We start from the raw sequence: 24,974 nt of genomic DNA, 5'->3' as shown, positions 1-24,974 counted from the left end.
CCCTAGTTCTCGAACTCTTCGATGGGCGGGCAGGAGCAGATCAGGTTCCGGTCGCCGGCGGCGCCGTCAATCCGTCCCACCGGGGGGAAGTACTTATCCATCCGCAGGCTGCGCAGCGGGAAGGCTGCCTGCTCGCGGGGGTAGGCACGGTCCCATTCGTTCCCGGCCACCACCACGGCGGTGTGCGGGGCATTGCGCAGCGGGCTGCCCTCCAGGCTGAAGTCCCCGGCCGCCACCTGATCGATTTCGGCGCGGATGGCGATCATCGCGTCAATGAACCGGTCAATCTCGCCCAGATCCTCGGACTCGGTGGGCTCCACCATCAGGGTGCCGGCCACCGGGAAGGACAGCGTGGGGGCGTGGAAACCGTAGTCCACCAGCCGCTTGGCCACGTCCTCGGCGGTAACACCGGTCTTCGCAGTGAGTTCACGCAGGTCCAGGATGCACTCGTGCGCCACGAGTCCGCCCTTGCCGGTGTAAAGCACCGGGAAGTACTCGTTCAGGCGTGCAGCCACGTAGTTCGCCGCGAGCAGGGCGTGCTTGGTGGCGCTGGTCAGGCCCTCGCCGCCCATCAGGTTCACGTAGGCCCAGGAGATGGGCAGCACGCCGGCGGAGCCGAAACGCGACGCCGAGACGGGGATGTCCTCGCCCTCGGTCCAGGTGGCGGCGTCGCCGGGCATAAACGGTGCCAGATGTGCCTTCGCGGCCACGGGTCCGACGCCGGGACCGCCGCCACCGTGCGGGATGCAGAAGGTCTTGTGCAGGTTCAGGTGGGACACGTCGCCGCCGAAGTCGCCCGGCTGGGCCAGGCCCACCAGGGCGTTGAGGTTGGCGCCGTCAATGTAGACCTGCCCGCCGGCCTCGTGCACGGCTTCGCAGACGTCGCGGACGTCGTCGTCGAACACGCCGTGCGTGGAGGGGTAGGTGATCATGATGGCGGCCAGGTTCTCCCGGTGCGCGTCGATCTTGGCACACAGGTCCGCGTGGTCAATGGCACCGTCCTCGGCAGTGGCAACAACTACCACCTTCATGCCGGCCAGCACGGCCGAGGCGGCGTTGGTGCCGTGTGCCGACGCCGGGATGAGGCAGACGGTACGCTGCTCGTCGCCGCGGGAGTGGTGGTAGCCGCGGATGGCCAGCAGGCCGGCCAGTTCGCCCTGCGAACCGGCGTTGGGCTGGATGGAGACCGTGTCATAGCCGGTGATCACAGCCAGCTTCTCTTCCAGGTCCGCAATCAGTTCACGCCAGCCCTCGGTCTGGGAATCCGGGGCGAACGGGTGGATGGAAGCGAACTCGGGCCAGGTCATGGCCTGCATTTCCGCGGTGGCATTGAGCTTCATGGTGCAGGAGCCCAGCGGGATCATGGTGCGGTCCAGGGCCAGGTCACGGTCCGAGAGCCGCCGCAGGTAACGCAGCATCTGGGTTTCGGAGCGGTAGGAGGAGAACACCGGGTGGGTCATGAACTCCGAGGTGCGCAACAGATCCGCGGGCAGCTCGAAGCCTTCCACCGAGTCTGCCGGGGCGGCACCGAAGGCGTCCGCCACGTCCGCGATGACGGCCGGCGTTGTGGTTTCGTCGGCGGAAACACCCACGGTGTCGGCATCAACCAAGCGCAGGTTGATGCCCTTCGCGTCCGCCGCGGCCACAATATCTGCGGCCTTGCCGGGAACCCGGGCGGTCACGGTGTCGAAGAAGGTCCCGTGCAGCAGTTCGACGCCGGCGGCCTGGAGGGCGGCCGCCAGCGAACGGGCCGAGTCATGCGCCCGGCGGGCAATCGCCGTCAGGCCTTCGGGGCCGTGGTACACGGCGTACATGGAGGCGACAATGGCCAGCAGGGCCTGTGCGGTGCAGATATTGGAGGTGGCCTTCTCCCGGCGGATGTGCTGCTCGCGGGTCTGCAGGGCCAGGCGGTAGGCGGGGGTGCCGGCGGAGTCCTTGGAGACGCCGACCAGGCGGCCCGGCAGGGAGCGTTCCAGGCCCTTGCGCACGGCCATGTAAGCGGCGTGCGGGCCGCCGAAGAACAGCGGAACGCCGAAGCGCTGCACGGAGCCGACGGCAATGTCCGCGCCCTGCTCGCCGGGAGGGGTGATCAGGGTCAGGGCCAGCAGGTCAGCCGCAACGGTGACCAGCGCGCCGCGTTCCTTTGCTTCGGCAATCAGCGCGGCCTGGTTGCGGACCACGCCGGAGGCACCGGGCTGCTGCAGAACGACGCCGGCCAGTTCACCGTCGGGGAGTCCGTTGGCCAGGTCCGCGACGATGACCTTGAAGCCGAGCGCCTTCGCCCGGCCCTTCACTACGGCGATGGTCTGCGGGAAGGCTTCGGAGTCCAGCACAATGGCGCCGTTGCCCTTGGACTTGTTGGACCGGCGCATCAGCAAAACGGCCTCAGCCACCGCGGTGGCTTCATCCAGCAGGGACGCATTGGCGATCGGCAGTGCGGTGAGGTCCTGGACCATGGTCTGGAAGTTCAGCAGCGCTTCAAGCCGGCCCTGGGAGATTTCGGGCTGGTACGGGGTGTAGGCGGTGTACCAGGCCGGATCCTCCACCACATTGCGCAGGATTACCGGCGGGGTGTGGGTGGAGTAGTAGCCCTGCCCGATCATCTGCACGGCGGTTTTGTTCTTCCCGGCGATACGACGCAGCGCGGCCAGGGTTTCCTCTTCGGATTTCGCCGGATCCAGCACCAGCGGGAAGCCCTGCCGGATGGCGGCGGGGACAGCCATGTCCGCCAGCCCGTCCAGGGTGTCGTAGCCAACGGCCTTGAGCATGGTTTCGACGGCGTCGCCGCGGGCACCGATGTGCCGGTCCGCAAACGCGGCGGCAAGGGTGGAGGAGGACGGTTCTACAGGCATGAGAGGCTCCAGGAAAGGCAGACGGGGGTACGCCAACTAACGAAGGCTCCTCCCCGCTCTGTATTGGACCTGAGAGATTCCGCGGGTGTACTTCCGCTTGCACCGTCGGTGAGTCCCGACCGGGGCCGGAACTGCTTTCCAGAGTTGCCTCGCCATGGCGGTACGGGGGCCTGAGAGATTCCCGGGGAGGGTTTGCTCCTACGGCGCCCGGCGCGATGCTCGTGTGCATCCGGCGGGACTCTCCCGCCACGGCTGATAAAGGCATGTTCATTTGTGGGTGTCACACGCACGTGACACAGCAAACTCTAACCCGACGCCCGCACGGCCTCAACCCCTCGACACACCCGGCTGCGGGGGCCGTACGCAGCCCCACACGAGCGCTGTGACCTGCAACGTCACAATCCTGTAATTTGACGGGGCCAGTAGGCGGCTTCCAAACTGAAATGTCGGCGGCAGCGCCAACAGCAAGGTGCTGTCCCCTTCCGGGAGCGGCATAGGCGAGTACGGCGGTTAGCTGCCGGCGGGTGCCTATTAGAAGGATTTTGATGTCTGAGCGCATTACCCGCCCACCGAGCGACAGCCCTGTTTCAGCGCCGCAAAACAATTCCGCTGAGCCGCATCTTGCCCGCTCACTCTCCAGCCGCCACATCCAGCTGCTGGCTATCGGCGGAGCCATCGGCACCGGCCTGTTTATGGGTTCGGGCAAGACCATCTCCGTTGCCGGCCCGTCCGTCATCTTTGTTTACGCGATCATCGGCTTCATGCTGTTTTTCGTCATGCGGGCCATGGGCGAACTGCTGCTCTCGAACCTCAATTACAAGTCCTTCAGCGATTTCTCCGCGGACCTGCTCGGCCCCTGGGCCGGCTTTTTCACCGGCTGGACCTACTGGTTCTGCTGGGTGGTCACCGGCATTGCGGACGTGGTGGCCATTGCCCACTACGTGACGTTCTGGTGGGGCAACGCTCCGCTGTGGATACCCGCGCTGGCCTGCATACTGGTCCTGCTCGCGCTGAACCTGCCCACGGTGAAGGCCTTCGGCGAGACCGAATTCTGGTTCGCACTGATCAAGATCATCGCTATCCTCACCCTGATTGTGGTGGGCCTGGCCATGGTCCTGACCGGCTTCACCCACGGCGACGGCGTCACGGCAGGCTTCAACAACCTCTGGGACCACGGCGGCTTCTTCCCCACCGGTCCCATGGGTTTTGTGGCCGGCTTCCAGATAGCCGTCTTCGCCTTTGTGGGCATCGAACTGGTGGGCACCGCCGCCGCGGAGACCAAGGACCCGGAGAAGAACCTTCCCCGCGCCGTGAACTCCATCCCCATCCGCATCCTGCTCTTCTACGTAGGCGCCCTCGTTGTACTGATGGCCGTGGTCCCCTGGGACGAATTCAGCGCCGATGAAAGTCCGTTCGTAGGGATGTTCACACTGGCCGGCCTGGGCACGGCTGCGGCCGTAGTGAACTTCGTGGTGCTGACTTCCGCGGCATCCAGCGCGAATTCGGGGATATATTCCACCTCGCGCATGGTTTTCGGCCTGGCGCACGACGGCGATGCCCCTCAGGCTTTCGGCCGGCTGTCCCGGCGCAAAGTGCCCCAAAATGCTCTGTTCTTCTCCTGCACCTTCCTGCTCGCCGGCGTCGTGCTCCTGTATGCCGGCGAGTCCGTCAGCGCCGCGTTTACACTCGTAACCACAATTTCCGCGCTGTGCTTTATGTTCGTCTGGTCCATCATCCTGGCCAGCTACCTGGTGTACCGGAAGCGCCGGCCGCAGCTGCACGAAGCATCGAAGTTTAAGCTGCCGGGCGGCGTCGTTATGGTGTACGTGGTATTCGCCTTCTTCGCCTTCATCCTGTGGGCGCTGACCACCCAGCCGGACACCTTCCAGGCCCTGTTGGTAACGCCCTTCTGGTTCATCCTGCTCGCTGTGGTGTACGCATTCCTGCGCCGCACTCCCGTGCACCAGGCGCGGGTGGCGGCGCATCAGGACAAGGTGGTCCGCGAGCGCGCCGAAGCGGTGCGGGCCCGCTAGTACACCACGGTGCCCCGGGAGCTGACCCTTGCCCCGCCAGTCCGGGCGCCCGGTTTGCTGCTGGCGTCCACTTCGAGGCCGAAGGTGTTAAGCGGCACCTCCAGCGCCGTCACCAGATGAGGAACCACCTCGTGCTGGATCCGGGCGATGACCCCCTGCACATCCGCATCGGAGTTCACCGTGACCTTCATGGCCAGGTCGGGTTCATCTGCCGTGCCCCGCAGGCGCACGCTGGAGGAGACCACTCCGGGCAGCTGTTCCGTCTCGTTGCTGACGGCGGCCGCAAGCACTGCCGGATCGCAGACCGTTATGCCCCGCGCCGGGTCTTCCTGCAGGCGGAAGGTCCCCGCCGTCCGGCTGCGCGGAATCTGGGCCAGGATCCACCAGAGGCCAAGAATGCCCAGCACCACGCCGGCCAGCAGTACCACCCACGGCGCTGACTCGCCGGCGAGCAATTCCGCACCGTCCGCCAGCAGCGGCTCCGATGCGTTGGCCACGCCGCCCAGCACACCGGTGGCGATAAGCACCGCCAGCACTCCGGCGGCAAGGAAAACTATCCCGAGGATGATCAGCCACGTCCGGTTGGCCGCTCCGGCATGTTCTTTCATTGAGGCTGGCCTTTCTGCTTGTCCGTCACCGCTCCCGGGTCATTCCCGGGAGCGGATGGAGGCGGTGACTTCCGGCACCGGATCCAATCCGGTGGCGGCAAGACGGGACCGCACCCCGTCCACCACCCAGTGCTGGAGATCCGCGGTGCCGTGCAGTGCGGTAGTGACGTCCAGATGGACCCTTCGACCCGAGGCAGTCGCCGAGGCGGAGGACACCCCGTCAATGTGGTTGCAGGTGGACGCGGCCAGCCGCGCGACGGCACGCCGGCTCATCACCACCGTTTCCCCTCCCCGCACCGAAGGCACCCCGCCGGACTCCCCGGCTCCGGGCAGGCCCGGCATGTTTACGGGTTTGGCCCGCAGCGGCAGGGCGCCGAATTCGCCGGGGATGATCCCGCACAACAGCAGGATCAGGCCGATGAGGAGCAGGACCACCGCGGCGGTCCAGCCCTGAGGGCTGTCCCAGGAGGTGGAGGACAGCCACACCAGCGGCTCGGCAAAAAAGACCGGCCACATCCCTTCCGCCAGCCGGACCACTGCCGCCCACACCAGTGCCGCCCCCAGTGCCAGCAGCAGGAGGGCGGTGACCACGGCAGGGCCGGACCGGCTGGGTCTGCGCCGCATGGAGACCGGCGGGTGAATCCTCCCGCTCATTGCAGCCTCCGGCGTGAGATCTGCGTGCCGGCGGGCTTCAGCCAGGACACAGTAATGTCCACCTGCCGTACCTCCACACCCGTCAGTTCAGTGACCCGGTCGGTAATCCGGCGGCGCAGCTGTTCCGTAGCCTGCCGCAGGGCAATCGGATACGGCAGTCCCACGGTGACTTTCAAACTGGCAATATTTCCCGCCAGTTCCACACTGGCATCCGGCCTGGCGGACAGATCGGCCCGGGCGCCGATCCCCAGAAAGCCTCCCGAACTGCCGCCTGCAAAGGTTTCATCCCGGGCAACCTGGCTGGCGGTTTTCTCCAGCACCCGCCGGGACAGCACGGTTTCCCCCCGGTCATTGATATCCCGTGCCGGACGCAGCCGTCCCGGCGCCGATGGGATGCTCATCGGCTTGACGCTCTGCCGAGCATCCCCTGAACGTCCACCTTTCCGTCCACCACCAGACCCACGAGGAGTCCGATCAGACCAAAGAGAAGCGTAATGAGGAGCGCCAGCCAACCGCCGAAGGCCAGCACGATTCCCAGTACCAACCCGATTACCAGACACCACCGCGTTGCGGACATGGAGTCCTCCTTCTGCTTGTTGTACTGCCGTTACTGCAGGCTCTTGGGCGGCTTGTTTTCGCTCTCGCCGCTCTCATCCTGTTCATCCGGCAGGTGTACGTCCGTGACATTCACGTTGACTTCGAGCACCTCCAGTCCGGTGGCGTTTTCCACGGACCGGATGACGTTGCGCCGGATGCTCTGGCTGACCTCCACTACGGAGAAGCCGTACTCCACCACGATGCTCACATCCACGGCTGCCTGCCGCTCTCCCTTTTCCACTGTGACGCCGTTGCTGACGTTGGTCTGCGAGCCCGGGATCCGCTCGGTCATGGAACTGAAGGCCCGCCGCGCTGCGTTGCCCATGGCGTAGACACCGGGCACTTCGCGGGTGGCCATTCCGGCCAGTTTCTGCACCACGGTTTCTTCAATGGTGGTGTCGCCCCGGGGAGTCTGCAGCGGGCCGGACCGGCGCTGGGCGTCCATCCCCGACGACTCGTGATCGTGTCCCTGCGGGTCCGGAGCCGGGGGCCGGGCCTGGGTTCCGGTTCCGGAGGGGTCCGGGACGCTCTGGGCTCCCCGGGGGGTGGTGGTTGCCGGTGTGGGTCCGGCCGGTTTCGATGGATCTGCCATGGGAATCATCTCTCCTGCGATCGTTGCGGCGTCACCGCGCACGCCCCTTACAGGATTAATGACGTGTGCGGACGGGAAACGTCACGGCCGCAGCTGAGATTTGGGTATCTTCCCCTCGGTCCGGCAGCCGCTTATTCCGCCCTGCCCGCACCTCTGGGAAAATCGGAGCAGATCCGGTCACTGCCGGACGGACAAGGGACACCATGGCAGGATCCGAGCTGCCGCAGGCGGCACATGACCGGAGGGGTTCCACCCGCAGCCCGGCGGGGACGGATACCGGCTTCCCGAACGAGGTTTCCCTCGTGGCGATGGCCAGGGGCGGCGATCTGACGGCGTTCGAATACCTTGTGGCACTTTACCGGGAACGGTTGTTCCGGCTGGCCTACCGCATGCTGCGGGACCGCGGCGATGCCGAAGACGTTGTGCAGGACACACTCACGGCTGGCTGGCGCGTGCTGCCGTCATTGGAACGCGACGATGCGTTCGGCGGATGGGTCTACCGCACAGCCACCAACCGCTGCCTCGACGTCCTGCGCCGCCGCACCTCCCACCCGCAGGACATGCTGGATCCGGATGCTGATGACCCGCACTTCCGTGCCGCGTTTCCCGGTACGGACCCGCACCGCACCGCGGAAGTCTCGGCTGAACTCGAGACCCTGCGGCGTGCCCTCTCCCTGCTCCCGACGGACCAGCGGGCATGCTGGCTGCTGCGCGAAGTCCATGACCAGAGCTACGCGGAGATTGGTGCCGCCCTGAGGATCAGCCCCCAGGCGGTCCGCGGGCGGCTGGCACGGGCGCGGGAACACCTGGCAGCGGCTATGACGGAGTGGAAGTAGGCACCGGTAATGCTGGGTCACAGGACACATTTACCCTTGTAATTCCACTCCACAGATAATAATATCCACGATACGGAAGAAAGTGTAGGGTTGGCGGTTCATCACGGACCGCCGCGGCCCCGTTGCTGCACCCGCACCCGCCCCACAGGCATTGTCGACAGGGAGAACCATCATGGCCATTGAAGTAACCGACCCCTCACCCGCAGAGGGAGCGGAGCAGATCCTGACCCCCGAGGCACTGGAATTCATCGAGGAACTCCACCGCCGCTTCCGCAGCACCCGCGACGAGCGCCTCGCTGCCCGCACCGTCCGCCGCCGCGAGGTTGCCGCCTCGGGCAAGCTGGACTTCCTGCCCGAAACCGCCGAGGTTCGCAGCGGAGACTGGAAGGTAGCCGAGGCCCCGGCCGCACTGCAGGACCGGCGCGTGGAAATGACCGGCCCGGCCTCCCCCGCCAAGATGGCCATCAACGCGCTGAACTCCGGCGCGAAGGTCTGGCTTGCCGACCTCGAGGATGCCTGCACCCCCACCTGGCACAACGTGGTGGATTCGCAGGTGAACCTCTACCACGCAGCCCGGGGAGACCTTTCCTTCACGTCCCCCGAGGGCAAGGAATACAAGCTGCGCACGGATGCCCCGCTCGCCGTCGTCGTGATGCGCCCGCGCGGCTGGCACCTGCCGGAGAAGCACGTACTGATCGACGGCGAACCCGCCGTGGGCGCACTGGTGGACTTTGGGCTGCACTTCTTCGCCAATGCCAAGCAGCTGCTCGAGAACGGCCAGGGCCCGTACTACTACCTGCCCAAAATGGAGAGCCACCTCGAAGCCCGGCTCTGGAATGACATCTTTACCTTCGCCGAAGAGTACGTGGGCGTACCCCAGGGATCGGTCCGCGCCACGGTGCTCATCGAGACCATCCCGGCGGCATTCGAGATGGACGAGATCCTCTACGAACTCCGCGACCATGCCTCGGGCCTGAACGCCGGCCGCTGGGATTACCTGTTCAGCATGATCAAGGTCTTCCGTGACGCCGGAAAGTCCTTCCTGCTGCCCGACCGCGCCGACGTCACCATGACGGCACCGTTTATGCGCGCCTACACCGAGCTGCTGGTGAAGACCTGCCACCGCCGCGGCGCCTTCGCGATGGGCGGCATGGCCGCGTTCATCCCGAACCGCCGCGAACCGGAAACCACTGCCGCCGCCCTGGACAAGGTCAAGGCGGACAAGACCCGCGAAGCCGGCGACGGTTTCGACGGCTCCTGGGTGGCACACCCGGACCTGGTTGCCACCTGCAAGGACGTTTTCGACGGCGTGCTGGGCGAGAAGCCCAACCAGGTGGACCGGCAGCGGGACGATGTTTCGGTCAGCGCTGCGGACCTGCTGGATGTCAGCACCGCCGGCGGATCCATCACCGAGGCCGGACTGCGGTCAAACCTCTACGTGGCTGTCAACTACGTGGCCATCTGGCTTTCCGGCAACGGTGCAGTGGCCATCCGCAACCTGATGGAAGACGCTGCGACGGCGGAGATTTCCCGGTCCCAGGTCTGGCAGCAGGTTCGCAACAACGTGGTGCTTGAGGACACCGGCGACACGGTGACGGAGGAACTGGTCAGCCGGATCCTTGCCGAGGAAACCGAACGCCTGCGCGGTGAGGTCTCCGAGGAAATGTTCACGGCGTACTTCGAACCGGCCAGCCGCATGATCGGCGAGATCAGCCTCTCCGAGGACTACCCGGACTTCCTGACCCTGCCTGCATACGAGCTGATCGACTAGCCGGGCACACCGCCACGGTTCACCCCGGCGGTGTGAGCGCGCTTCGGGTCCTGCCGCTTTGCGGCGGGACCCGAAGGTAGCCGCTGCTCCAGCGGGTAATCGCCGCATAGGCCTGCGCCCGCACCGCCGGTGCGGACAGGAACACGTCATGCATGGCGTTGGCAATCCGCACCACGCTCACCGCGGAACCCAGCGACAGTGCCCGGTGGGCCACCACGTTTACATCGAGGGCGACGTCGGCGCGTTCCGCTGCCTCGGACCACCTCGGGTGCAGGTAACTCTTGTCCGAGAGCAGCACCAGCACGGGCACCTCCAGCCGGAGCCCGTCCGCCACGGTTGCCTGGGCTGAAAAGACGGCATCCAAAAACGCCACGGTAACGGGAAACCCGCGGACCGGGCGCCAGTCCGTGTTGTAGTGCCATTCCCCGCCAAACGCTGCGGAGACGGTCCGGGTGTAAATCCCCTGATCCACCGGAGGGAACAGAGTGCGGGGCCGGCGCTGCGCCTGAAGGCTCACCAGCGGAGACATCACGCGGCGGGCCAGTTCGGTGGCCTGGAATTCCAGCCAGGGACTGTTCAGGATCAGGGCAGCCGCCCGTCCCGGATGCCGGTACACCCAGGTGGCCAGCGTCAGCCCGCCGGTGGAGTGCCCAAGCAGGATGAGCGGGGCTGCGTCCGGCCGGTCCTGGCCCATGGCCCGCAGTGCCGCCTCCAGATCCGGGTCATACTCCGCGAGGCTCCGGGCAAAGCCGGGTTCCTGGCCCGGCCGCAGGCTGCGCCCGTAATTGTGCAGGTCCACTGCGAAGAAGCGCGCGCCACGGCCCGCCCAGTAGCGGGCCAGTTCGGTCTGGAAAAAGTAGTCCGACCAGCCGTGTACGTACAGCACGTCGGCAGGGACGGCGTCCGGGCTCCCGGAATCCGCCGCCGGCACCGGCCCGCGGGGATGGGGCTCCGGCGGGACGTAACGCACAAGCGTGGCCACCGAACCACCGGGGAGGGGCATGGTCAGCTGCTCGAACCCCTCCCCCAGAATGTCCGGACGCCACTCCTGCGCCGCCGGGATCCCGTCCGCGGACTCATTCATTCTGTGCCGCCACGTTCCCGGCCGGGAGTCCGGTTCCGCTAGTCAAAAAGAATCACCTGGCGGATCGCGTGGCCGTCCGCGAGGGTGTCCATGGCAGCGTTGATGTCCTCCAGGGCGATCGTGGAGGAGACCAGTTCCTCCACCGGAAGTTTTCCCTCCCGCCAGAGCTGTGCATACACCGGAATATCGCGTGCAGGCACGGCAGAACCGAGGTAGCTGCCGATGATGGTCCTGGCCTCGGCCGTCAAGGTGAGCGGAGTGATCTCCGAGGTCTGGTCCGGGCCGGGAAGGCCCACTGTCACGGTGGTGCCGCCGGGCGCAGTGATCCGCACCGCTGTTTCAAAGGCCCGGGGATGCCCGGCTGCCTCGATCACCAGCGCCGGGCGGATGCCGGCCTCAATCGCCTCCTGCGGGGTATACACCGCGTCAGCGCCCAGTTCCTTGGCCCGGATGAGTTTCTCCGGCAGTGCATCAATGCCGATGACCGTGCGGACATCCAGCGACAGCGCCGTCAGGAGGGCTGCCATGCCCACCCCTCCGAGCCCGACTATTGCGACGTCGTCGTCCCGGCCCGGACGCGCGGGGTTCAGCACGGCTCCGCCGCCGGTAAGGACGGCGCAGCCCAGCAGGGCGGCTACCTGAGGCGGAATATCGTCCTCCACCGGCACCACGGACTTCCGGTTGACCACCGCGTGGGTCGCGAAGCCGGAAACGCCCAGATGGTGACGCACTTCCCCGCCGTCGGGGTAACGCAGCCGCATCCCGCCCCCAAGAAGCGTGCCGGCGTTATTGGCCGCGCTGCCGGGAATGCAGGGCATTTTGCCGTCCGTCCGGCAACCCGCGCAGTCGCCGCAGCGCGGCAGGAAGGCCATCACTACCCGCTGCCCCACACTGAGATCCTGAACGCCGTCGCCCAGCTCCTCCACCCTGCCCGCCGCTTCATGCCCGAGCAGCATGGGCAGGGGCCGCACCCGGCTGCCGTTCACCACCGACAGGTCCGAGTGGCACAGGCTGGCCGCCTCGATGCGCACCAGGATCTCCCCCGGCCCCGGCGGATCGAGTTCCAGGTCGCGTACAGCTACGGGCCGGGAACGGGCGTAGGGGCGCTCGGCGCCCATGGTTTCGAGGACCGCTCCCCGGATGGACCTGGTGCCCTCGATACCCATGAACTCTCCTTCGAAGATTCCTGCCGCGTCTGTCCGGTCCGGCGGTTTCCGCACCGACAGCCTTATTCCACCACGTCCGGCACGTTCCAACACGCCCCGGATGGGCACCGGTGCCGGAATCCTTTGGCAAGATGAAGTCATGAGTGAGAGTTCCGCGACCGTACCGGCACTGCCGGACAAAGACACCCTTGCCTTGAAGCGTGCCCTGGCCGCCGGGGATGTGACCGTCTTTGTGGACGGGACCGCCCTGCGGCTTCCGGACGCAGCCAGGGACGCGGTGCTGGAGCTGCTCTCCCGCCTGGCCCGGGGCGATGCCGTCAAGATCTCCACCCCGGCTCCTGCGGACCCGCCCCTTCCTGCCGGGCCGGTGCCGCTGCTGACCACCTCGCAGGCCGCCGCCGCCGCCGGAATTTCACACACCTACCTGCGGAACCTGACCGACGCCGGCATCATCCCGGTGCAGTACCGCGGTTCGCACCGCCGCATCCGGATGGAAGACATCCAGGCCTGGCTTGAATCCCAAAGTGCCGCCAAAGCGGCGCGCGAAACCGCCGGCCCGGGCGGAACGGACAGCTGAGCCGCCAACCGGCAGCGGACGCATATGCCCGCAACGGTGCCCGGGGATCTATGCTGGGGCTGTGTCGGCGGACACCCCGCCGGCTGACCCTACTGACGGAGCAATACTGTGATCATCGGTATCCCCAAGGAAATCAAGAACAATGAATTCCGCGTAGCAATCACTGCCTCGGGAGTGCACGAGCTCCTTACCCACGGCCATGAGGTGCTGGTACAAAGCGGTGCCGGCACCGGTTCAAATATTTCCGACGCGGAGTATGCCGCGGCCGGAGCGCGGATCCTGGACTCAGCCGACGACGTCTGGTCCCAGGCCGCCATGATCCTCAAGGTGAAGGAACCCATCGCCTCCGAGTACCGCCATTTCCGGCCGGGCCTCATTCTCTTCACCTACCTGCACCTCGCTGCGGAGGCGGAACTGACCTCTGTCCTGCTGGAATCCGGTGTCACCGCCATTGCGTATGAAACCGTGCAGCGCGGCAGGGCCCTGCCGCTGCTTGCCCCCATGTCCGAAGTTGCCGGGCGGCTCTCGGTCCAGGTCGGAGCCCAGTCCCTGATGGCTCCCGCCGGCGGTCCCGGGCTGCTGCTGGGCGGCGTGCCGGGAGTCCGTCCCGCCAAGGTGGTGGTGCTGGGCGCCGGAGTCGCCGGCACCAATGCCGCTGCGGCCGCCGTCGGCGCCCATGCCGACGTCACCGTGCTGGACATCAATATTGACCGGTTGCGCGAACTTGATGCCCAGTACGCCGGGCGGATCAAAACCGTGGCATCCAACGCGTTTGAAATCGAGCGTGCCGTGCTGGACGCGGACCTCGTGATCGGCTCCGTGCTGATTCCCGGTGCCAAGGCCCCCAAGCTGGTCACCAATGCCATGGTGGCGCGGATGAAACCCGGCAGTGTCCTGGTGGATATCGCCGTGGACCAGGGCGGCTGCTTCGAGGACAGCCACCCCACCACACACGAGGAACCGACGTTCCGGGTGCACGGATCGCTGTTCTACTGCGTGGCCAACATGCCCGGCGCCGTGCCGAACACGTCCACCTATGCCCTGACCAATGTGACGCTGCCCTACGCAGTGGCCCTGGCTGACCGCGGCGTCACCGGCGCTTTCGAGCGGTATCCCGAGCTGGCCCACGGCCTGAATATCGCCGGCGGACGGGTCACCCACTCCTCCGTGTCCGCGGCACATGGCCTTGAGCTGGCTTCGGACTGGCCTGAACTGGTCAACTCCTAGGCTCCGCCGCACGGTTCTGCTTCCGTCCCGGAAACAGAACCGTGCGGCGCCTTCGGGTGCGGCCTTAGTGGACCGGGATGTCCGCCTTGGCGGCGGGTCCGCGCAGCACCGGCTTGCCCAGCAGCGAGATGACGACGGCGCCCAGCGCCATGGGAATCACGAACAGGAAGTACAGGTCGCCGGGGGTCCAGCCGCCGTCGATCAGGGCACCGGCCAGGATCGGGGACACGATGGCACCCACCCGGCCCATACCGATCACCAGTCCCAGCGCAGTGCCGCGCACGTCACTGGTGTAGTAGGTGGGGCTGATGGCCAGCATTCCGGCGATGGGCGCATTGGACCCGAAGCCCACCAGCGCCGCGGCAAACAGTGCCCAGCCGAGTGAACCGGTAGTGGAATTGGCGAACACCACAAACGTTGCCGCGCCAATCACGAAGAAGACGGCCAGCACCTTCCGCATGGGGAAGCGGGCCCCAAACAGGCCCAGCATGACCGCACCCACGATGGCGCCCACGCTGAAGAGGATGCCGGCATTGATCCCGTCCTGGGCCGAGAACCCGCTGGCGGTGATCAGTTTAGGCGTCCACGAGTTCGCGAAGTAGAAGCTGGCCATCAGGATGAAGTAGGCCAGCGCCAGCAGGATGGTGCGCCGGGCGTTGTAACCGGTGAGGATGTCCGCAAAGCGGGACTTGTGATGCTGCTGCTGCACCCGTTCGGGCAGCACGTCCACGGCGGGCTGGCCAATGGCACGCAGGCTCCGGTTGACCCGTTCCAAGGCACCGGCCGGGCGCCGTACCAGCAGATAGTCCACGGATTCCGGGAACACCTTCATCACCAGCGGAATCATCATGAAGGTCACGACGGCGCCGAACATAAACGCTGACCGCCAGCCGTACTGGCTGATCAGCACCCCGGTGACTATGCCACCAAGAACACCGCCGATCGGCTGACCGATACTGACAATGGCCAGCGCCGTGGAGCGGCGCTTGGCGTTGGAGAACTCGGAAGCAAAAACATTGATGGTTGCCTGCAGGGTTCCAATGGCTATGCCGGTCACAAAACGCAGGGCCACCAGCACGGCATAGCTGGGGGCAAAGAAGGAGGCCAGCATGCCGAGGGCAACGATGCAGACGCCGATCAGCAGGGTCTTCTGCCTGCCGATAATGTCGGCCACGGTCGAGACGAAGATCGACCCGACGGCCATTCCCACCAGCGCGGCGCTCAGCAGGTAGCCCAGCTGCGCGCCGTTCAGCCCCCACTCCGCCTCCACGTGGCTGGCAGTGAATGCCATGACCAGAACGTCAAATCCGTCGATCATGTACAGCATGGTGCAGATGGCAATGATGGCCACCTGCCGGGGACTCATCCGGGCTTCTTCGATCCGGTCCTTGATGTGCATCAGATAACGCTAACTGAGAGAAGGGCCACATACAGATTCGATGTCAATCTGTGTCAGTTTCCGCCGCTGCGGCCCGGATGGAGCGATTGGCGGGGAGAGCGGTTTCGCTCTACTATTTCCCTTGGTCAAGACGTGGCCGAAGGTCTTTGCCTCTCCCGTACCCTGCCTTCACGAGGAATCCGTGCCGTACTCCCACGTCTGCCCTGCTGACGCACCCCGAAGGTTTCTTCCCGGTGCATTTCCCGCCCCGGCCTGCCCCGCCGGCCACCGCACCCGGTTACGGGCACTGTGAACAACGAACCGGACACCGCGTCGGGCACCGCTCCGGACAACGAGCCGCAGATGCCGGACACTGATGGTCCCGCGCAGGACCCCGCACCCGCTCCCGGATACTTTCCTCGCCTACTGTCGGCAGCTGCCCACGTGACCCATCTAGCCTCCGACAGTGTGCTGGAACGGTTTGACCTCACCCGCGACCGGTATTCCCTGCTCAACCGCCTCGCCCTGTCCACAGCCGATGACACCGCCCTTGCCGCCACCACCGGGCAGCCGGCTTCCCTGGACAGTGACCTGGCGTCCCTGCATTCCTCGGGGTACGCCTCGCGTAACGGGCAGGGCCTGTGGTGCATCACTGACGCGGGCCGTCAGGTCATTGAGTGCGCAAAGCTGGCGGAGGCCGAAATAACACTCGACGCCGAGGACAGCCAGGAGCTGCGCAAGGCGCTTCGCTCCCTGATTTCCTCCCTGCGGCTCGACCGGCCGGACGGGACCGGGAACCGCCGGCCCTAGCCCGGCGTCCCACCCGGTCGGGACTTCCCGTCACCCTTCGTGCGGTAAATGCAAGCCCTTTCGGGAATAAATTTCCGTGCTGGCCCGTTTAAGGGGTTGAAACGTTATTCGTGTCCGCGCCCCAGTCAGAGTGCGCGGCCAGACAGGAGTTCCAACCTTGAGCACCACAATCTTGACCCTCGTCGGCAGCCTGCGCGCCGGTTCCGTTAACCGCCAGCTCGCCGAAACTGCCGCAGCGGGCGCCCCGGAAGGCGTCGAGGTTCAGATCTTTGACCGGCTTGGCGAGATCCCCTTCTACAACGAAGACATTGACGCCGAGGGAACTATTCCCGAGACGGCACAGGCCCTTCGCAACGCTGCCGCCGCTTCCGACGGCCTGCTGCTGATCAGCCCCGAGTACAACGGGACCATGCCGGCCGTCCTCAAGAACGCCATCGACTGGCTGTCCCGTCCGTTTGGCGCCAGCCCCATCTCCGGAATGCCCACCGCGGTTATCGGCGCTGCCTTCGGCCAGTACGGCGGCGTTTGGGCCCAGGATGATGCCCGCAAGTCGGTGGGAATCGCCGGCGCCCGCGTGGTCGAGGAAGTACGCCTGGCCATCGGCAGCTCGGTAACCCGTTACGCCGAACTGCACCCGAAGGACGATGCAGAGACCGTGGCCCAGCTGGACGAAGCCCTCCGCGTGCTGGCCGACGCCTCTGTTTCCGCCGTCTAGTTTCCGCCGTCTAGTTCCCGCCGTCTAGGGAGAATCCCGGCGGAGAGCAGTCAGCACCCGCACAACAGGGAAGGGACGGACCGGTACCGGTCCGTCCCTTCCCTGTTCTACGTTCTACCTTCTACGCGTTGCCCCGCCTAGTACCAGGCCCTTAGTACCAGACCTGATCGGCCCAGGCTGCGTCGCGCAGGTACTCCCGCGCCGGGCCGACATTCCATGCCTCCCCAAAGGGTTCAAGGACGCCGCTGTCCCTCATATCGGCAAGTACATCTTCGGAACAGCCCAGCACTGAGCCCAGCTCATGGGCCTGCGCAACAACTACCTCTTCTTGATCGGCCACGGTACGGGCCCCCTTCCCTTGATGCGCCGGATCAGCGCTTGTCGAGCAGAACCGATTCGCGTTCAGGGCTCCATGTGCGTGCGTACAGTCCCATGGCAGCTTCCTCGCGCAGGCTCAGACCGAGCCGGTTCAGGAGCATGTGTGCCTGATAGACAGTCAGGTGCTGTGCGCTTCGGCTAAGCCGGGCCTTGTCCGCCCGGTACAGGTAGGTATCGATTCCCCGGAACCAGCGGCGCCGCCAGTTTTCGACGGCCGATTCCGCCGCCGTCGCCGCCATCAGCCGGTGGGTCGGCATCACCTTGGCGCCCACCTGCACCGACATTGCCTGGCGCACACCCGCTGCGCGCGGGCCGAATCCGGCGGTGCAGCTACGCAGGTGGCTGTCCCAGTAGTAGTCCCAGGAGAGCCTCCGGCGGTCCGGCCAGGCCGATGCCCGCGGGCCCTTCATCATGCTCCGCGCTGCATCGAAAAGCAGCAGTGACCCGAGGGCCCAGCGGTTCTGGACCTTGGGAAAGCGTGCCGTTGCCCAGCTGGCCAGATCCGAGGAAAGCTCAAAAACCTCTTCGGCGAGGGACAGGCCCTCCACGCCGCCGTACTTGGCCAGGTCCGCCTCCACGCGGGGGTCCTGCGGTTCACCGCCGCCGGGGCTCAACCGGTCCGTAGCGGGTTCGGTGATCTGGTGGCTGGTTTCCAGATGGCCCAGAACACCGCTGGACTGGTCCTGCAGCGCCGCCAACAGCGACTGCAGCCGGTCCAGGGTGTCCATGCCGGCCAACACTTTCAGCTTTACGTGAGCGTGGGCCGGGTCGGCACATCGGGTGTAATACCAGCGCTGCGCGCCCAGGATCTGGGCCTGAGCCGCCAGCGGGGTAACCAGCTCTCCAATGATGCCGTCCGCTACATCGAAGCCCCCGGTGTGGATGGAGAGAGACCACCAATGAGTGCCGGTTTGCGTCCGTGAGGCTGGTCGAACTGCAGCTAGCTGACTCATAAGCGTCTTTCCCCTCGGGGTATTGGTTACCGCCGCTGGAGCGGCCTTGCATTGTTGTTATCTGTGGTCAGCCCAATTGGGGCCGACGGTTAGAACCAATCCCAGCTCTTCATCATGATGGCTATCCCCCTTGTGTCTCTTCTGGCTGAAGCTCAGCCGGCGCCTTGATTGACTCCGAAAGCTTCCCCCGCGGTCACGCGGACTGTAAATACCCTCCGGTGCCCGGTTCCGGACATGTCCGCTTCCGGCACACGGGTCAGCCGTTTTTTCTCCGATTTCTGTGGCAGTGCGGCGTATTAGCGGCCCTCCTGCGGATGGACGAGCCGGGTGCGTATGGTGGCATTAACCGGCCATGTCCAACATTTCCTAGTGTGTTGTAGACACAAAACACTTTCGTCACGAGCGGCCCACACTTGCCGCCCGCTGGGTAGGGTGTGCATGGGGGAGGTCAGCTTGCTGCATTGAAAGGATCCGCCGTGCTGTCTCATGCTTCTCTGGATGTTTACCGATTTGCCGTCAGCCGTCCGGGGTGGACGGCTGAAGAGGCATCGGAAGCTCTGGGGTATACGAGCCGGGTCATCGATGCCGCAATAGCGGAGCTCACCTCGCGCTGCCTGCTGCTCAAGCAGGCTGCGGACTGCCCCAGCTACACGGCCGTTTCCCCGGAGGTGGCCCTGGCTGAACTGGTGGATCCGGACGAGCGCGCGCTGTTGGAACTACGCGGAAGAATCAATGCCCGACGCCGGGAAATGGCCGCACTGACGCCGGCCTACGCCGAGGCCCGCAAGCGTCTTGCCGCGGATTCCTCGGTGGAAGTGGTGGAGGACCAGGAGAAGGTCCAGCGCGTGCTCATCGAATACGGTCGCAGTGCCACGGACCGCGTCCTGATTGCGCGCCCGGGGCAGGGCGCCAATGCCGACATTCACGAGGACAGTGTGCAAAAGGACCTGGATCTGCTGCGCAGCGGCGTCCGGCGCCAGACGCTTTACCATTCCAGCACCCGGGACCACGTTCCCACCCGCAAGGCCGTGGAAACCATCACCGAAGCGGGTGGACAATTCCGTACGCTGCCCTATATGCCCCTGCGCACCCTGATCTTCGATGAAAAAGTGGCAGTGGTGGCGCGGCAGCTCCATCCCGGCGACATGGCAGGGCTGGTAGTACGGGATCCGAACCTGATCCGCATTTTCAGCCTGCTCTTTGAGTTCGCCTGGGGGCTGGCGGAGCCCTTCCTCACCGAAAGCCCGGGCCGGGAGGAACTCACCAGCACGCAGCGCTCGGTTCTCACCGCCCTGGCCGCGGGGCATTCGGACGAGGCCATTGCGCGCCGGGTCGGCATCAGCGTCCGGACCTGCCGCCGGCACATCGCCTGGATGCTGGAGGAACTGGGCGCCGAAAGCCGGTTCCAGGCCGGGATCAAGGCACACAAAGCGGGCTGGATTTAGTCGGGTCCTGCCGGAGGTGGCACCTTTTATGGGCCGGTCCGACACCCCTGCTCGGTTAGGCAACAGCTGTTGCCTAACAGTTAACCCGCAGGGTTAGCATTGGGGGCATGACCCGCGAGGAATTCTCCAATGCAGTAGAACTACCCGTTGACACCATGGCCGCACTGGAGCGTGCCGCCGAATCCCACCGGCACGAAATGCTCTTTTCAAACCGCGCCTTCCACATCAAGCAGTCGGCGGTGCGGGATGTCTTCGACATCTCCATCCAACCCGGCCTGATTTCCCTGGCCGGCGGCAGCCCGTACCTGAAGTCGCTGCCGCTGGAGGACCTGGGCAGGACGGCCCAGCGGATCATCAGCGACCACGGCCTGGAGGCGCTGCAGTACGGCGGCGGCCAGGGCATGGAGGAACTGCGCCGGCAGGCCTGCGAGGTCATGGCCGCAGAAGGGATTACCGACGCCGATCCGGCGGACATTGTCATCACCACAGGCTCCCAGTCAGCGCAGGACGTCGCAGCCAAGGTGTTCTGCGATCCCGGGGACGTCATTCTCTGCGAAGATCCCACATACGTCGGCGCCCTCAACGCCTTTGAAGCCTACGAAGTGGACGTCCGCACCGTCCCGATGGACGCCGACGGCCTGGTTCCGGAGGCCCTGGAGCAACAGATCCGCGCGCTGCAGGCGGAGGGCAAGACCATCAAGCTGCTGTACACCATCCCCAGCTTCAACAACCCCAGCGGGGTAACCCTCACCGAGGCCCGGCGCCAGGCCGTGGTGGATATCTGCAGCCGCAACAACATCCTCATCCTCGAAGACAATCCGTACGGGCTGCTCCGCTTTGACGGCCGGCCACTGCGGCCCATGCGCGCATCAAACCCACAGGACGTGCTGTACCTTGGGTCCTTCTCCAAGATCTTTGCGCCCGGAGTCCGGCTGGGCTGGGCACTGGTGCCGCGGCACCTGTACCGGCGCTTCTATCTGGCCTGCGAGGCGGTGGTCCTGTGCCCCTCCCCGCTGACCCAGATGCTGGTATCCGCATACCTGCGCGAGTATGACTGGATGGGCCATATCCGGGACTCCCGGGAGCTCTATGCCGAACGCTGCTCCACGATGCTCGCCGCGCTGGAGGAACATCTGCCCGCGGACGTTTCCTGGACCCGCCCCGAGGGCGGCTTCTTCATCTGGGTGACCCTGCCGGACGGCGTGGACACCTATCCCCTGCTCTACGAGGCGATCGACGCCGGCACCGTCTTTATCCCCGGCGCGGCCTTCACACCCGGTGAAGGGCCCTCAAACAAGCTGCGGCTGGCCTTCAGCGCCGTATCGCCGGAGGACATCCGGGAGGGTGTCCGCAGGCTGGCACCGATCCTGAGGGCCGCCGTCGACAAGGCCAAGGTGCACCGCGCCGGTTAGGGGCGCGGGCCCGGCTAATCCAGGAGCAGGGCCGGTTCCTCGAGAATTGCCGCCACGTCGGCCATGAATCGTGCGGAGAGATCGCCGTCGACCACGCGGTGGTCAAAGGAGCCGCCGAGTGTGGTGATCCAGCGCGGAACCACTTCCCCGTCCACCACCCACGGTTTCTGCTTGATGGTGCCAAAGGCGACAATCGCCACTTCGCCGGGATTGATGATGGGGGTGCCGGTATCAATGCCCAGCGAACCGATGTTCGTGATGGTCAGGGTTCCACCCTGCATGTCCGCCGGCGGCGTCCTGCCTTCCCGCGCGGTGGAGGCCAGGGAGTTCAGGGCAACCGCGAGTTCCTTCAGTGAGAGATCCTGCGCGTCCTTGATGTTGGGCACCATCAGGCCGCGGGGCGTTGCCGCGGCGATGCCGAGGTTCATAAAGTGCTTGATCAGGATTTCGTCGCCTGCCCAGGACGCGTTGACGGAGGGGTTGCGGGCTGCGGCCCAGATGACCGCCCGGGCGAGGATCAGCAGCGGGGAGACCCTGATGCCCTCAAAATCCTTGGATGTCTTCAGCCGCTTGACGAACTCCATGGTGCGGGAGGCATCCACGTCCACGAAGATGCTCACGTGCGGTGCACTGAAGGCGCTGGACACCATGGCCTTGGCCGTAGCCCGGCGGACCCCCTTCACGGGAATCCGCTCAATCCGGGACTCCTGCGCTCCCGCTCCGGGAGTCCAGAACTGTGGCGCTGATTCCCGCTCCGCCTCCCGCTGGGCCTGGTAGCTGATGAGGTCCTGTTTGGTCACCTCACCGCCGGCCCCGGTTGCGGGGACGTCCGCCAGGTTGATGCCCAAGTCCTTGGCGGCCTTCCGCACCGGCGGCTTGGCCAGTACCCGCTGGATCAGCCGGTTCACCCGGTCCTGGACAGCAGCCGCTGCTGCGGCTGCCGGGGTTGGTTCCGGGCCGGCCTGCGGTGTCCGGGACGGCTGCGTCCGCTCCGGGGACGCTGCTCCCGGGGTCTGAGTCCGGGGTGCAGCCGGGGCGTCGGCGGCGGGTGTAGACGGTGCTGCATCCGCCGGCACGGTGGAACGACGCCGCGGGCGGCGTTTGACGGCGTCCGGCTTGGGTCCGGTGCCGGTCAGGGACGCGGACGGCGCTTCGGGCGAGGAGTCCGCGGGAGTCTGTTCCGGTGTCCGTGCCGCGGGAAGCGCATCATCAGTGCCATCGCGGTCAGCGCCGGCCGCCCCGCCGTCGACCGCCACGCTGATGATGGGCGTGCCGACGTCGACGGTTTCGCCCTCGCGGACCAGGAGTGATGCCACCGTACCGGCGTAGGGAGAGGGCAGCTCAACCAGGGACTTTGCGGTTTCAATTTCGACGATGACGTCATTGACGGCAACTGTGTCGCCCGCCTTGACCTTCCACTCGACGATGTCGGCTTCGGTCAGGCCTTCGCCCACGTCCGGCAGGTTGAATGTCTTTTCAGTCATGGCTTCTCGATCTTCAGGGCTCTGGATGGGGACGGTGGGCAAACGGCGGGGCCGCGCTCAGGCGAAGGACGCTCAGTAGGCGAAGGAACGGTCCAGCGCCTCGAGCAGCCGGTCAATGTCCGGCAGGTAGTGTTCTTCGACCTTGGCCACCGGATAGGGCATATGGAAGCCGCCGACACGCAGCACCGGCGCTTCCAGCGACAGGAACGCCCGCTCGGCCACTCGGGCGGCAATCTCGCCGCCAATGCCGCCGAACGTCGGTGCCTCATGCGTCACGATCAACCGGCCCGTTTTCTTCACCGAGTCCGTGATGGTGTCGAAGTCGATGGGCGATATGGACCGCAGGTCCACTACCTCCACGGACCGGCCGTCCTCCTCCGCGGCAGCTGCTGCGGCCAAGGCCACGGGCACCAGGGGCCCGTAGGTCACGATGGTGGCATCGGTGCCTTCGCGGACAATCTGCGCGGAGAACGGATCCGAGGCGGGTGCCGAGGTGTCGACGTCGCCCTTGAGCCAGTACCGGCGCTTGGGTTCAAAAACGATCACCGGGTCCTTGCAGGCCACGGCCTGCTGGATCATCCAGTAGGCGTCCTGCGGGTTCGACGGCGTGATGATGCGCAGTCCGGCCGTGTGGGCAAAGAGCGCCTCGGGCGATTCGGAATGGTGTTCGATGGAACCGATGCCGCCGCCGTAGGGAATCCTGATGACCACCGGGGCACTGAGGTTGCCCTCGCTGCGCGAGTGCATCTTGGCCAGCTGCGTGGTGATCTGGTTGAACCCCGGGAAGACAAAGCCGTCGAACTGGATTTCACACACCGGCAGGTAGCCGCGCAGGGCCAGTCCGATGGCAGTTCCGATGATGCCGGATTCGGCCAGCGGGGTGTCCATCACGCGGTCGGCGCCAAAATCTGCCTTCAGCCCTTCGGTGACCCGGTAAACGCCGCCGAGGGAACCGATGTCCTCGCCCATCAGCAGCGAGTTCGGATGGGATTCCAACGCTGCGCGCAGGCCGGCGTTGATGGCCTTGGCCATGGTCATGGTGGTGCTCATGCAGTGTGCTCCCGGGAAGCGGCGGTGGGATCGGCGTCGGAATCGGCAAACCCGGCCTCGTACGCGCGGTGGGCGTTCAGCTCCTCGCGGACCAGCGGGTGGGCTTCGGCGTAGACATCCGTGAAGGCGTCCTCAAACCCGGGCGCTTCCATGGCCTGGACGTTCTCGCGCAGCCGGACAGCCATGTTGCGGCCTTCCTCGCGAAGATCCTCAAAGAACGCATCGTCCACCAGATCCCGGCTCCGCAGGTGTTTTTCCAGCCGGAGCAGCGGATCCCGGTCCAGCCAGGCTTCCTCGTCGGCGCTGAGACGGTACTTGGTGGGGTCATCCGCGGTGGTGTGCGCGCTCATCCGGTAGGTAAACGCCTCGATGAGTACCGGGCCGCCGCCGGAGCGGGCATGTTCGAGCGCCCACCGGGTCACGGCGTGCACTGCCAGCACGTCATTGCCGTCCACCCGGATTCCGGGGAATCCGTAGCCCCGGGCGCGGTTGGCCAGCGGAACCCTCGACTGGACCTCGGTGGGAACGGAGATGGCCCAGTGATTGTTCTGGCAGAAGAAGACCACCGGCGCGTTGTAGGAGGCGGCGAAGACCATGCCTTCGTGTACGTCGCCTTCGGAGCTGGCACCGTCACCGAAGTAGGCCACCGTGGCGGCTTCCGGAAGCTTCGGGTTCACCAGCCGGTCCCGGGCCATTCCCATCGCGTAGCCGACGGCGTGCGGAACCTGGGCGGCAAGGACCAGGGTGTAGAGGTGGAAATTCGCTTCCCTGGGATCCCAGCCACCGTGGGAGATACCGCGGAAACGCCGCAGCAGATGCGAGAGCTCGAGTCCGCGGGTGTAGGCCACGCCGTGTTCACGGTAGGTGGGGAAAACGTAGTCCTGCGGCATAAGTGCCCGGCCCGAGGCAATCTGGACGCCCTCCTGGCCGGTCATCGGCACCCACATCACCAGCTCGCCCTGCCGTTGCAGCGCCGTCGCTTCCTCATCGAACCGGCGGACCAGGAACATGTCCCGGTAGAACCCGCGCAGCTCATCTGCCGTCAGGTCCGCGACGTAGCTGCTGTAGGTCGGGTCATGACGGACTTCCCCATCGATGGTGAGCAGCTGGACCATGTCGGGGACAGGGTTCTCCTCGGGAGACCCCATCAGGGTCTGCTCGAATCCGGCCGAGTCGAATTCACTGGCCGGCAGGTGTCCTACGTCCATGCCTACTCCTCGCCCGGGCGGCCAAAGGCCACTCCGGCGCTAGAAATATGCCTTGCGGGGAATACATTCCCCGTTCCGCATATATGTGGAAGTTACTTTCCACAGCCTAACGACGGCGCGGCCTTCGGCCCTACCTAGGACACG

The 24,974-nt window shown here is 65.9% G+C and carries 22 protein-coding genes and 1 riboswitch; of the genes, 9 read left to right on the top strand and 13 right to left on the bottom strand.

The window, feature by feature from the left end:
• Nucleotides 1-2: 2 nt before the first annotated feature.
• Nucleotides 3-2,852 (bottom strand): aminomethyl-transferring glycine dehydrogenase, encoded by a 2,850-nt coding sequence (gcvP, locus tag QWJ37_RS01815; RefSeq protein ID WP_290243634.1) that lies wholly within the window; start codon nucleotides 2,850-2,852, stop codon nucleotides 3-5.
• A 148-nt stretch (nucleotides 2,853-3,000) separates the two neighbouring features.
• Nucleotides 3,001-3,108, bottom strand: a riboswitch (glycine riboswitch).
• A gap of 289 nt (nucleotides 3,109-3,397) precedes the next feature.
• Here gcvP and cycA point away from each other — a divergent pair.
• A complete protein-coding gene (gene cycA, locus QWJ37_RS01810) occupies nucleotides 3,398-4,885 on the top strand; it encodes a D-serine/D-alanine/glycine transporter (RefSeq protein WP_290243631.1) in 1,488 nt (495 codons plus the stop codon).
• Here cycA and QWJ37_RS01805 read toward each other — a convergent pair.
• The 4 genes from QWJ37_RS01805 to QWJ37_RS01790 form a co-directional block, all read right to left on the bottom strand.
• The gene (locus tag QWJ37_RS01805; protein ID WP_290243629.1) at nucleotides 4,882-5,493 is read right to left on the bottom strand and encodes an alkaline shock response membrane anchor protein AmaP; all 612 of its coding nucleotides are present in this window, start codon (nucleotides 5,491-5,493) and stop codon (nucleotides 4,882-4,884) included. The two genes, cycA and QWJ37_RS01805, sit on opposite strands and share 4 nt — an antisense overlap.
• 39 nt (nucleotides 5,494-5,532) lie before the next feature.
• Nucleotides 5,533-6,147 (bottom strand): DUF6286 domain-containing protein, encoded by a 615-nt coding sequence (locus tag QWJ37_RS01800; RefSeq protein ID WP_290243628.1) that lies wholly within the window; start codon nucleotides 6,145-6,147, stop codon nucleotides 5,533-5,535.
• Nucleotides 6,144-6,548: an Asp23/Gls24 family envelope stress response protein gene (locus QWJ37_RS01795; protein ID WP_290243626.1), complete on the bottom strand. Its 405-nt coding sequence runs from the start codon at nucleotides 6,546-6,548 to the stop codon at nucleotides 6,144-6,146. Before QWJ37_RS01795 ends, QWJ37_RS01800 begins: the two co-directional genes overlap by 4 nt.
• Nucleotides 6,549-6,754: 206 nt before the next feature.
• A complete protein-coding gene (locus QWJ37_RS01790; protein ID WP_227903056.1) occupies nucleotides 6,755-7,189 on the bottom strand; it encodes an Asp23/Gls24 family envelope stress response protein in 435 nt (144 codons plus the stop codon).
• 350 nt (nucleotides 7,190-7,539) lie between these two features.
• Between QWJ37_RS01790 and QWJ37_RS01785 the strand changes: the two genes are divergently transcribed.
• Together QWJ37_RS01785 and aceB are read left to right on the top strand one after the other, a co-directional pair.
• A complete protein-coding gene (locus QWJ37_RS01785; RefSeq protein WP_290243624.1) occupies nucleotides 7,540-8,172 on the top strand; it encodes an RNA polymerase sigma factor in 633 nt (210 codons plus the stop codon).
• Between the two features lie 172 nt (nucleotides 8,173-8,344).
• Complete coding sequence (aceB, locus tag QWJ37_RS01780) at nucleotides 8,345-9,943, top strand: malate synthase A (RefSeq protein ID WP_227902977.1); 1,599 nt, start codon at nucleotides 8,345-8,347, stop codon at nucleotides 9,941-9,943.
• A 19-nt stretch (nucleotides 9,944-9,962) separates the two neighbouring features.
• Here aceB and QWJ37_RS01775 read toward each other — a convergent pair whose 3' ends face one another.
• Nucleotides 9,963-11,027: an alpha/beta hydrolase gene (locus QWJ37_RS01775; RefSeq protein WP_290243621.1), complete on the bottom strand. Its 1,065-nt coding sequence runs from the start codon at nucleotides 11,025-11,027 to the stop codon at nucleotides 9,963-9,965.
• Nucleotides 11,028-11,065: 38 nt separating this feature from the next.
• Complete coding sequence (locus QWJ37_RS01770; protein ID WP_227902979.1) at nucleotides 11,066-12,193, bottom strand: alcohol dehydrogenase catalytic domain-containing protein; 1,128 nt, start codon at nucleotides 12,191-12,193, stop codon at nucleotides 11,066-11,068.
• A 139-nt stretch (nucleotides 12,194-12,332) separates the two neighbouring features.
• Here QWJ37_RS01770 and QWJ37_RS01765 point away from each other — a divergent pair, with 139 nt between their 5' ends.
• Nucleotides 12,333-12,770 (top strand): helix-turn-helix domain-containing protein, encoded by a 438-nt coding sequence (locus tag QWJ37_RS01765; protein ID WP_227902980.1) that lies wholly within the window; start codon nucleotides 12,333-12,335, stop codon nucleotides 12,768-12,770.
• A gap of 108 nt (nucleotides 12,771-12,878) precedes the next feature.
• Entirely contained in the window at nucleotides 12,879-13,997 is a 1,119-nt protein-coding gene (gene ald / locus QWJ37_RS01760; RefSeq protein WP_227902981.1) for an alanine dehydrogenase, read from the top strand.
• A 64-nt stretch (nucleotides 13,998-14,061) separates the two neighbouring features.
• Here the strand turns inward: ald and QWJ37_RS01755 are convergent, their stop codons facing one another.
• A complete protein-coding gene (locus QWJ37_RS01755) occupies nucleotides 14,062-15,396 on the bottom strand; it encodes an MFS transporter (protein WP_290243618.1) in 1,335 nt (444 codons plus the stop codon).
• 423 nt (nucleotides 15,397-15,819) lie between these two features.
• Here QWJ37_RS01755 and QWJ37_RS01750 point away from each other — a divergent pair, with 423 nt between their 5' ends.
• The gene (locus QWJ37_RS01750; RefSeq protein WP_227902983.1) at nucleotides 15,820-16,185 is read left to right on the top strand and encodes a hypothetical protein; all 366 of its coding nucleotides are present in this window, start codon (nucleotides 15,820-15,822) and stop codon (nucleotides 16,183-16,185) included.
• Between the two features lie 157 nt (nucleotides 16,186-16,342).
• A complete protein-coding gene (locus QWJ37_RS01745) occupies nucleotides 16,343-16,900 on the top strand; it encodes an NAD(P)H-dependent oxidoreductase (RefSeq protein ID WP_227902984.1) in 558 nt (185 codons plus the stop codon).
• Nucleotides 16,901-17,051: 151 nt separating this feature from the next.
• Here QWJ37_RS01745 and QWJ37_RS01740 read toward each other — a convergent pair whose 3' ends face one another.
• Together QWJ37_RS01740 and QWJ37_RS01735 are read right to left on the bottom strand one after the other, a co-directional pair.
• Entirely contained in the window at nucleotides 17,052-17,240 is a 189-nt protein-coding gene (locus tag QWJ37_RS01740; protein ID WP_227902985.1) for a hypothetical protein, read from the bottom strand.
• A gap of 31 nt (nucleotides 17,241-17,271) precedes the next feature.
• Complete coding sequence (locus QWJ37_RS01735) at nucleotides 17,272-18,231, bottom strand: lantibiotic dehydratase C-terminal domain-containing protein (RefSeq protein ID WP_227902986.1); 960 nt, start codon at nucleotides 18,229-18,231, stop codon at nucleotides 17,272-17,274.
• A 476-nt stretch (nucleotides 18,232-18,707) separates the two neighbouring features.
• Between QWJ37_RS01735 and QWJ37_RS01730 the strand changes: the two genes are divergently transcribed.
• Both QWJ37_RS01730 and QWJ37_RS01725 read left to right on the top strand, forming a co-directional pair.
• Entirely contained in the window at nucleotides 18,708-19,676 is a 969-nt protein-coding gene (locus QWJ37_RS01730) for a helix-turn-helix transcriptional regulator (RefSeq protein ID WP_227902987.1), read from the top strand.
• 107 nt (nucleotides 19,677-19,783) lie between these two features.
• The gene (locus QWJ37_RS01725) at nucleotides 19,784-21,088 is read left to right on the top strand and encodes a PLP-dependent aminotransferase family protein (RefSeq protein WP_290243613.1); all 1,305 of its coding nucleotides are present in this window, start codon (nucleotides 19,784-19,786) and stop codon (nucleotides 21,086-21,088) included.
• A 14-nt stretch (nucleotides 21,089-21,102) separates the two neighbouring features.
• On the opposite strand, the gene QWJ37_RS01720 is transcribed toward QWJ37_RS01725, so the two are convergent.
• From QWJ37_RS01720 to pdhA, 3 genes are all read right to left on the bottom strand, one after another.
• The gene (locus tag QWJ37_RS01720; RefSeq protein ID WP_290243611.1) at nucleotides 21,103-22,572 is read right to left on the bottom strand and encodes a dihydrolipoamide acetyltransferase family protein; all 1,470 of its coding nucleotides are present in this window, start codon (nucleotides 22,570-22,572) and stop codon (nucleotides 21,103-21,105) included.
• A gap of 72 nt (nucleotides 22,573-22,644) precedes the next feature.
• Nucleotides 22,645-23,622: a transketolase C-terminal domain-containing protein gene (locus QWJ37_RS01715; RefSeq protein ID WP_290243609.1), complete on the bottom strand. Its 978-nt coding sequence runs from the start codon at nucleotides 23,620-23,622 to the stop codon at nucleotides 22,645-22,647.
• Nucleotides 23,619-24,830 (bottom strand): pyruvate dehydrogenase (acetyl-transferring) E1 component subunit alpha, encoded by a 1,212-nt coding sequence (gene pdhA / locus QWJ37_RS01710; RefSeq protein ID WP_290243607.1) that lies wholly within the window; start codon nucleotides 24,828-24,830, stop codon nucleotides 23,619-23,621. Before pdhA ends, QWJ37_RS01715 begins: the two co-directional genes overlap by 4 nt.
• Between the last annotated feature and the right edge of the window lie 144 nt (nucleotides 24,831-24,974).

The sequence above is a fragment of the Arthrobacter sp. YD2 genome, from assembly GCF_030410475.1.
Taxonomy (GTDB): domain Bacteria; phylum Actinomycetota; class Actinomycetes; order Actinomycetales; family Micrococcaceae; genus Arthrobacter_B; species Arthrobacter_B zhangbolii.
The sequence above is the reverse complement of the archived record's forward strand: the minus strand, read 5'-3'. Positions and strand labels throughout refer to the sequence as shown.

What these genes read in the sequence shown, in the direction of transcription:
- QWJ37_RS01800 (WP_290243628.1), bottom strand. Translation starts at nt 6,147, where the DNA reads ATGAGCGGGAGGATTCACCCGCCGGTCTCCATGCGGCGCAGACCCAGC.
- QWJ37_RS01775 (WP_290243621.1), bottom strand. Translation starts at nt 11,027, where the DNA reads ATGAATGAGTCCGCGGACGGGATCCCGGCGGCGCAGGAGTGGCGTCCG.
- gcvP (WP_290243634.1), bottom strand. Translation starts at nt 2,852, where the DNA reads ATGCCTGTAGAACCGTCCTCCTCCACCCTTGCCGCCGCGTTTGCGGAC.
- QWJ37_RS01720 (WP_290243611.1), bottom strand. Translation starts at nt 22,572, where the DNA reads ATGACTGAAAAGACATTCAACCTGCCGGACGTGGGCGAAGGCCTGACC.
- QWJ37_RS01715 (WP_290243609.1), bottom strand. Translation starts at nt 23,622, where the DNA reads ATGAGCACCACCATGACCATGGCCAAGGCCATCAACGCCGGCCTGCGC.
- QWJ37_RS01805 (WP_290243629.1), bottom strand. Translation starts at nt 5,493, where the DNA reads ATGAAAGAACATGCCGGAGCGGCCAACCGGACGTGGCTGATCATCCTC.
- QWJ37_RS01755 (WP_290243618.1), bottom strand. Translation starts at nt 15,396, where the DNA reads ATGCACATCAAGGACCGGATCGAAGAAGCCCGGATGAGTCCCCGGCAG.
- cycA (WP_290243631.1), top strand. Translation starts at nt 3,398, where the DNA reads ATGTCTGAGCGCATTACCCGCCCACCGAGCGACAGCCCTGTTTCAGCG.
- QWJ37_RS01725 (WP_290243613.1), top strand. Translation starts at nt 19,784, where the DNA reads ATGACCCGCGAGGAATTCTCCAATGCAGTAGAACTACCCGTTGACACC.
- QWJ37_RS01765 (WP_227902980.1), top strand. Translation starts at nt 12,333, where the DNA reads ATGAGTGAGAGTTCCGCGACCGTACCGGCACTGCCGGACAAAGACACC.
- QWJ37_RS01770 (WP_227902979.1), bottom strand. Translation starts at nt 12,193, where the DNA reads ATGGGTATCGAGGGCACCAGGTCCATCCGGGGAGCGGTCCTCGAAACC.
- QWJ37_RS01795 (WP_290243626.1), bottom strand. Translation starts at nt 6,548, where the DNA reads ATGAGCATCCCATCGGCGCCGGGACGGCTGCGTCCGGCACGGGATATC.
- pdhA (WP_290243607.1), bottom strand. Translation starts at nt 24,830, where the DNA reads ATGGACGTAGGACACCTGCCGGCCAGTGAATTCGACTCGGCCGGATTC.
- aceB (WP_227902977.1), top strand. Translation starts at nt 8,345, where the DNA reads ATGGCCATTGAAGTAACCGACCCCTCACCCGCAGAGGGAGCGGAGCAG.
- QWJ37_RS01790 (WP_227903056.1), bottom strand. Translation starts at nt 7,189, where the DNA reads ATGGACGCCCAGCGCCGGTCCGGCCCGCTGCAGACTCCCCGGGGCGAC.
- QWJ37_RS01785 (WP_290243624.1), top strand. Translation starts at nt 7,540, where the DNA reads ATGGCAGGATCCGAGCTGCCGCAGGCGGCACATGACCGGAGGGGTTCC.
- QWJ37_RS01735 (WP_227902986.1), bottom strand. Translation starts at nt 18,231, where the DNA reads ATGAGTCAGCTAGCTGCAGTTCGACCAGCCTCACGGACGCAAACCGGC.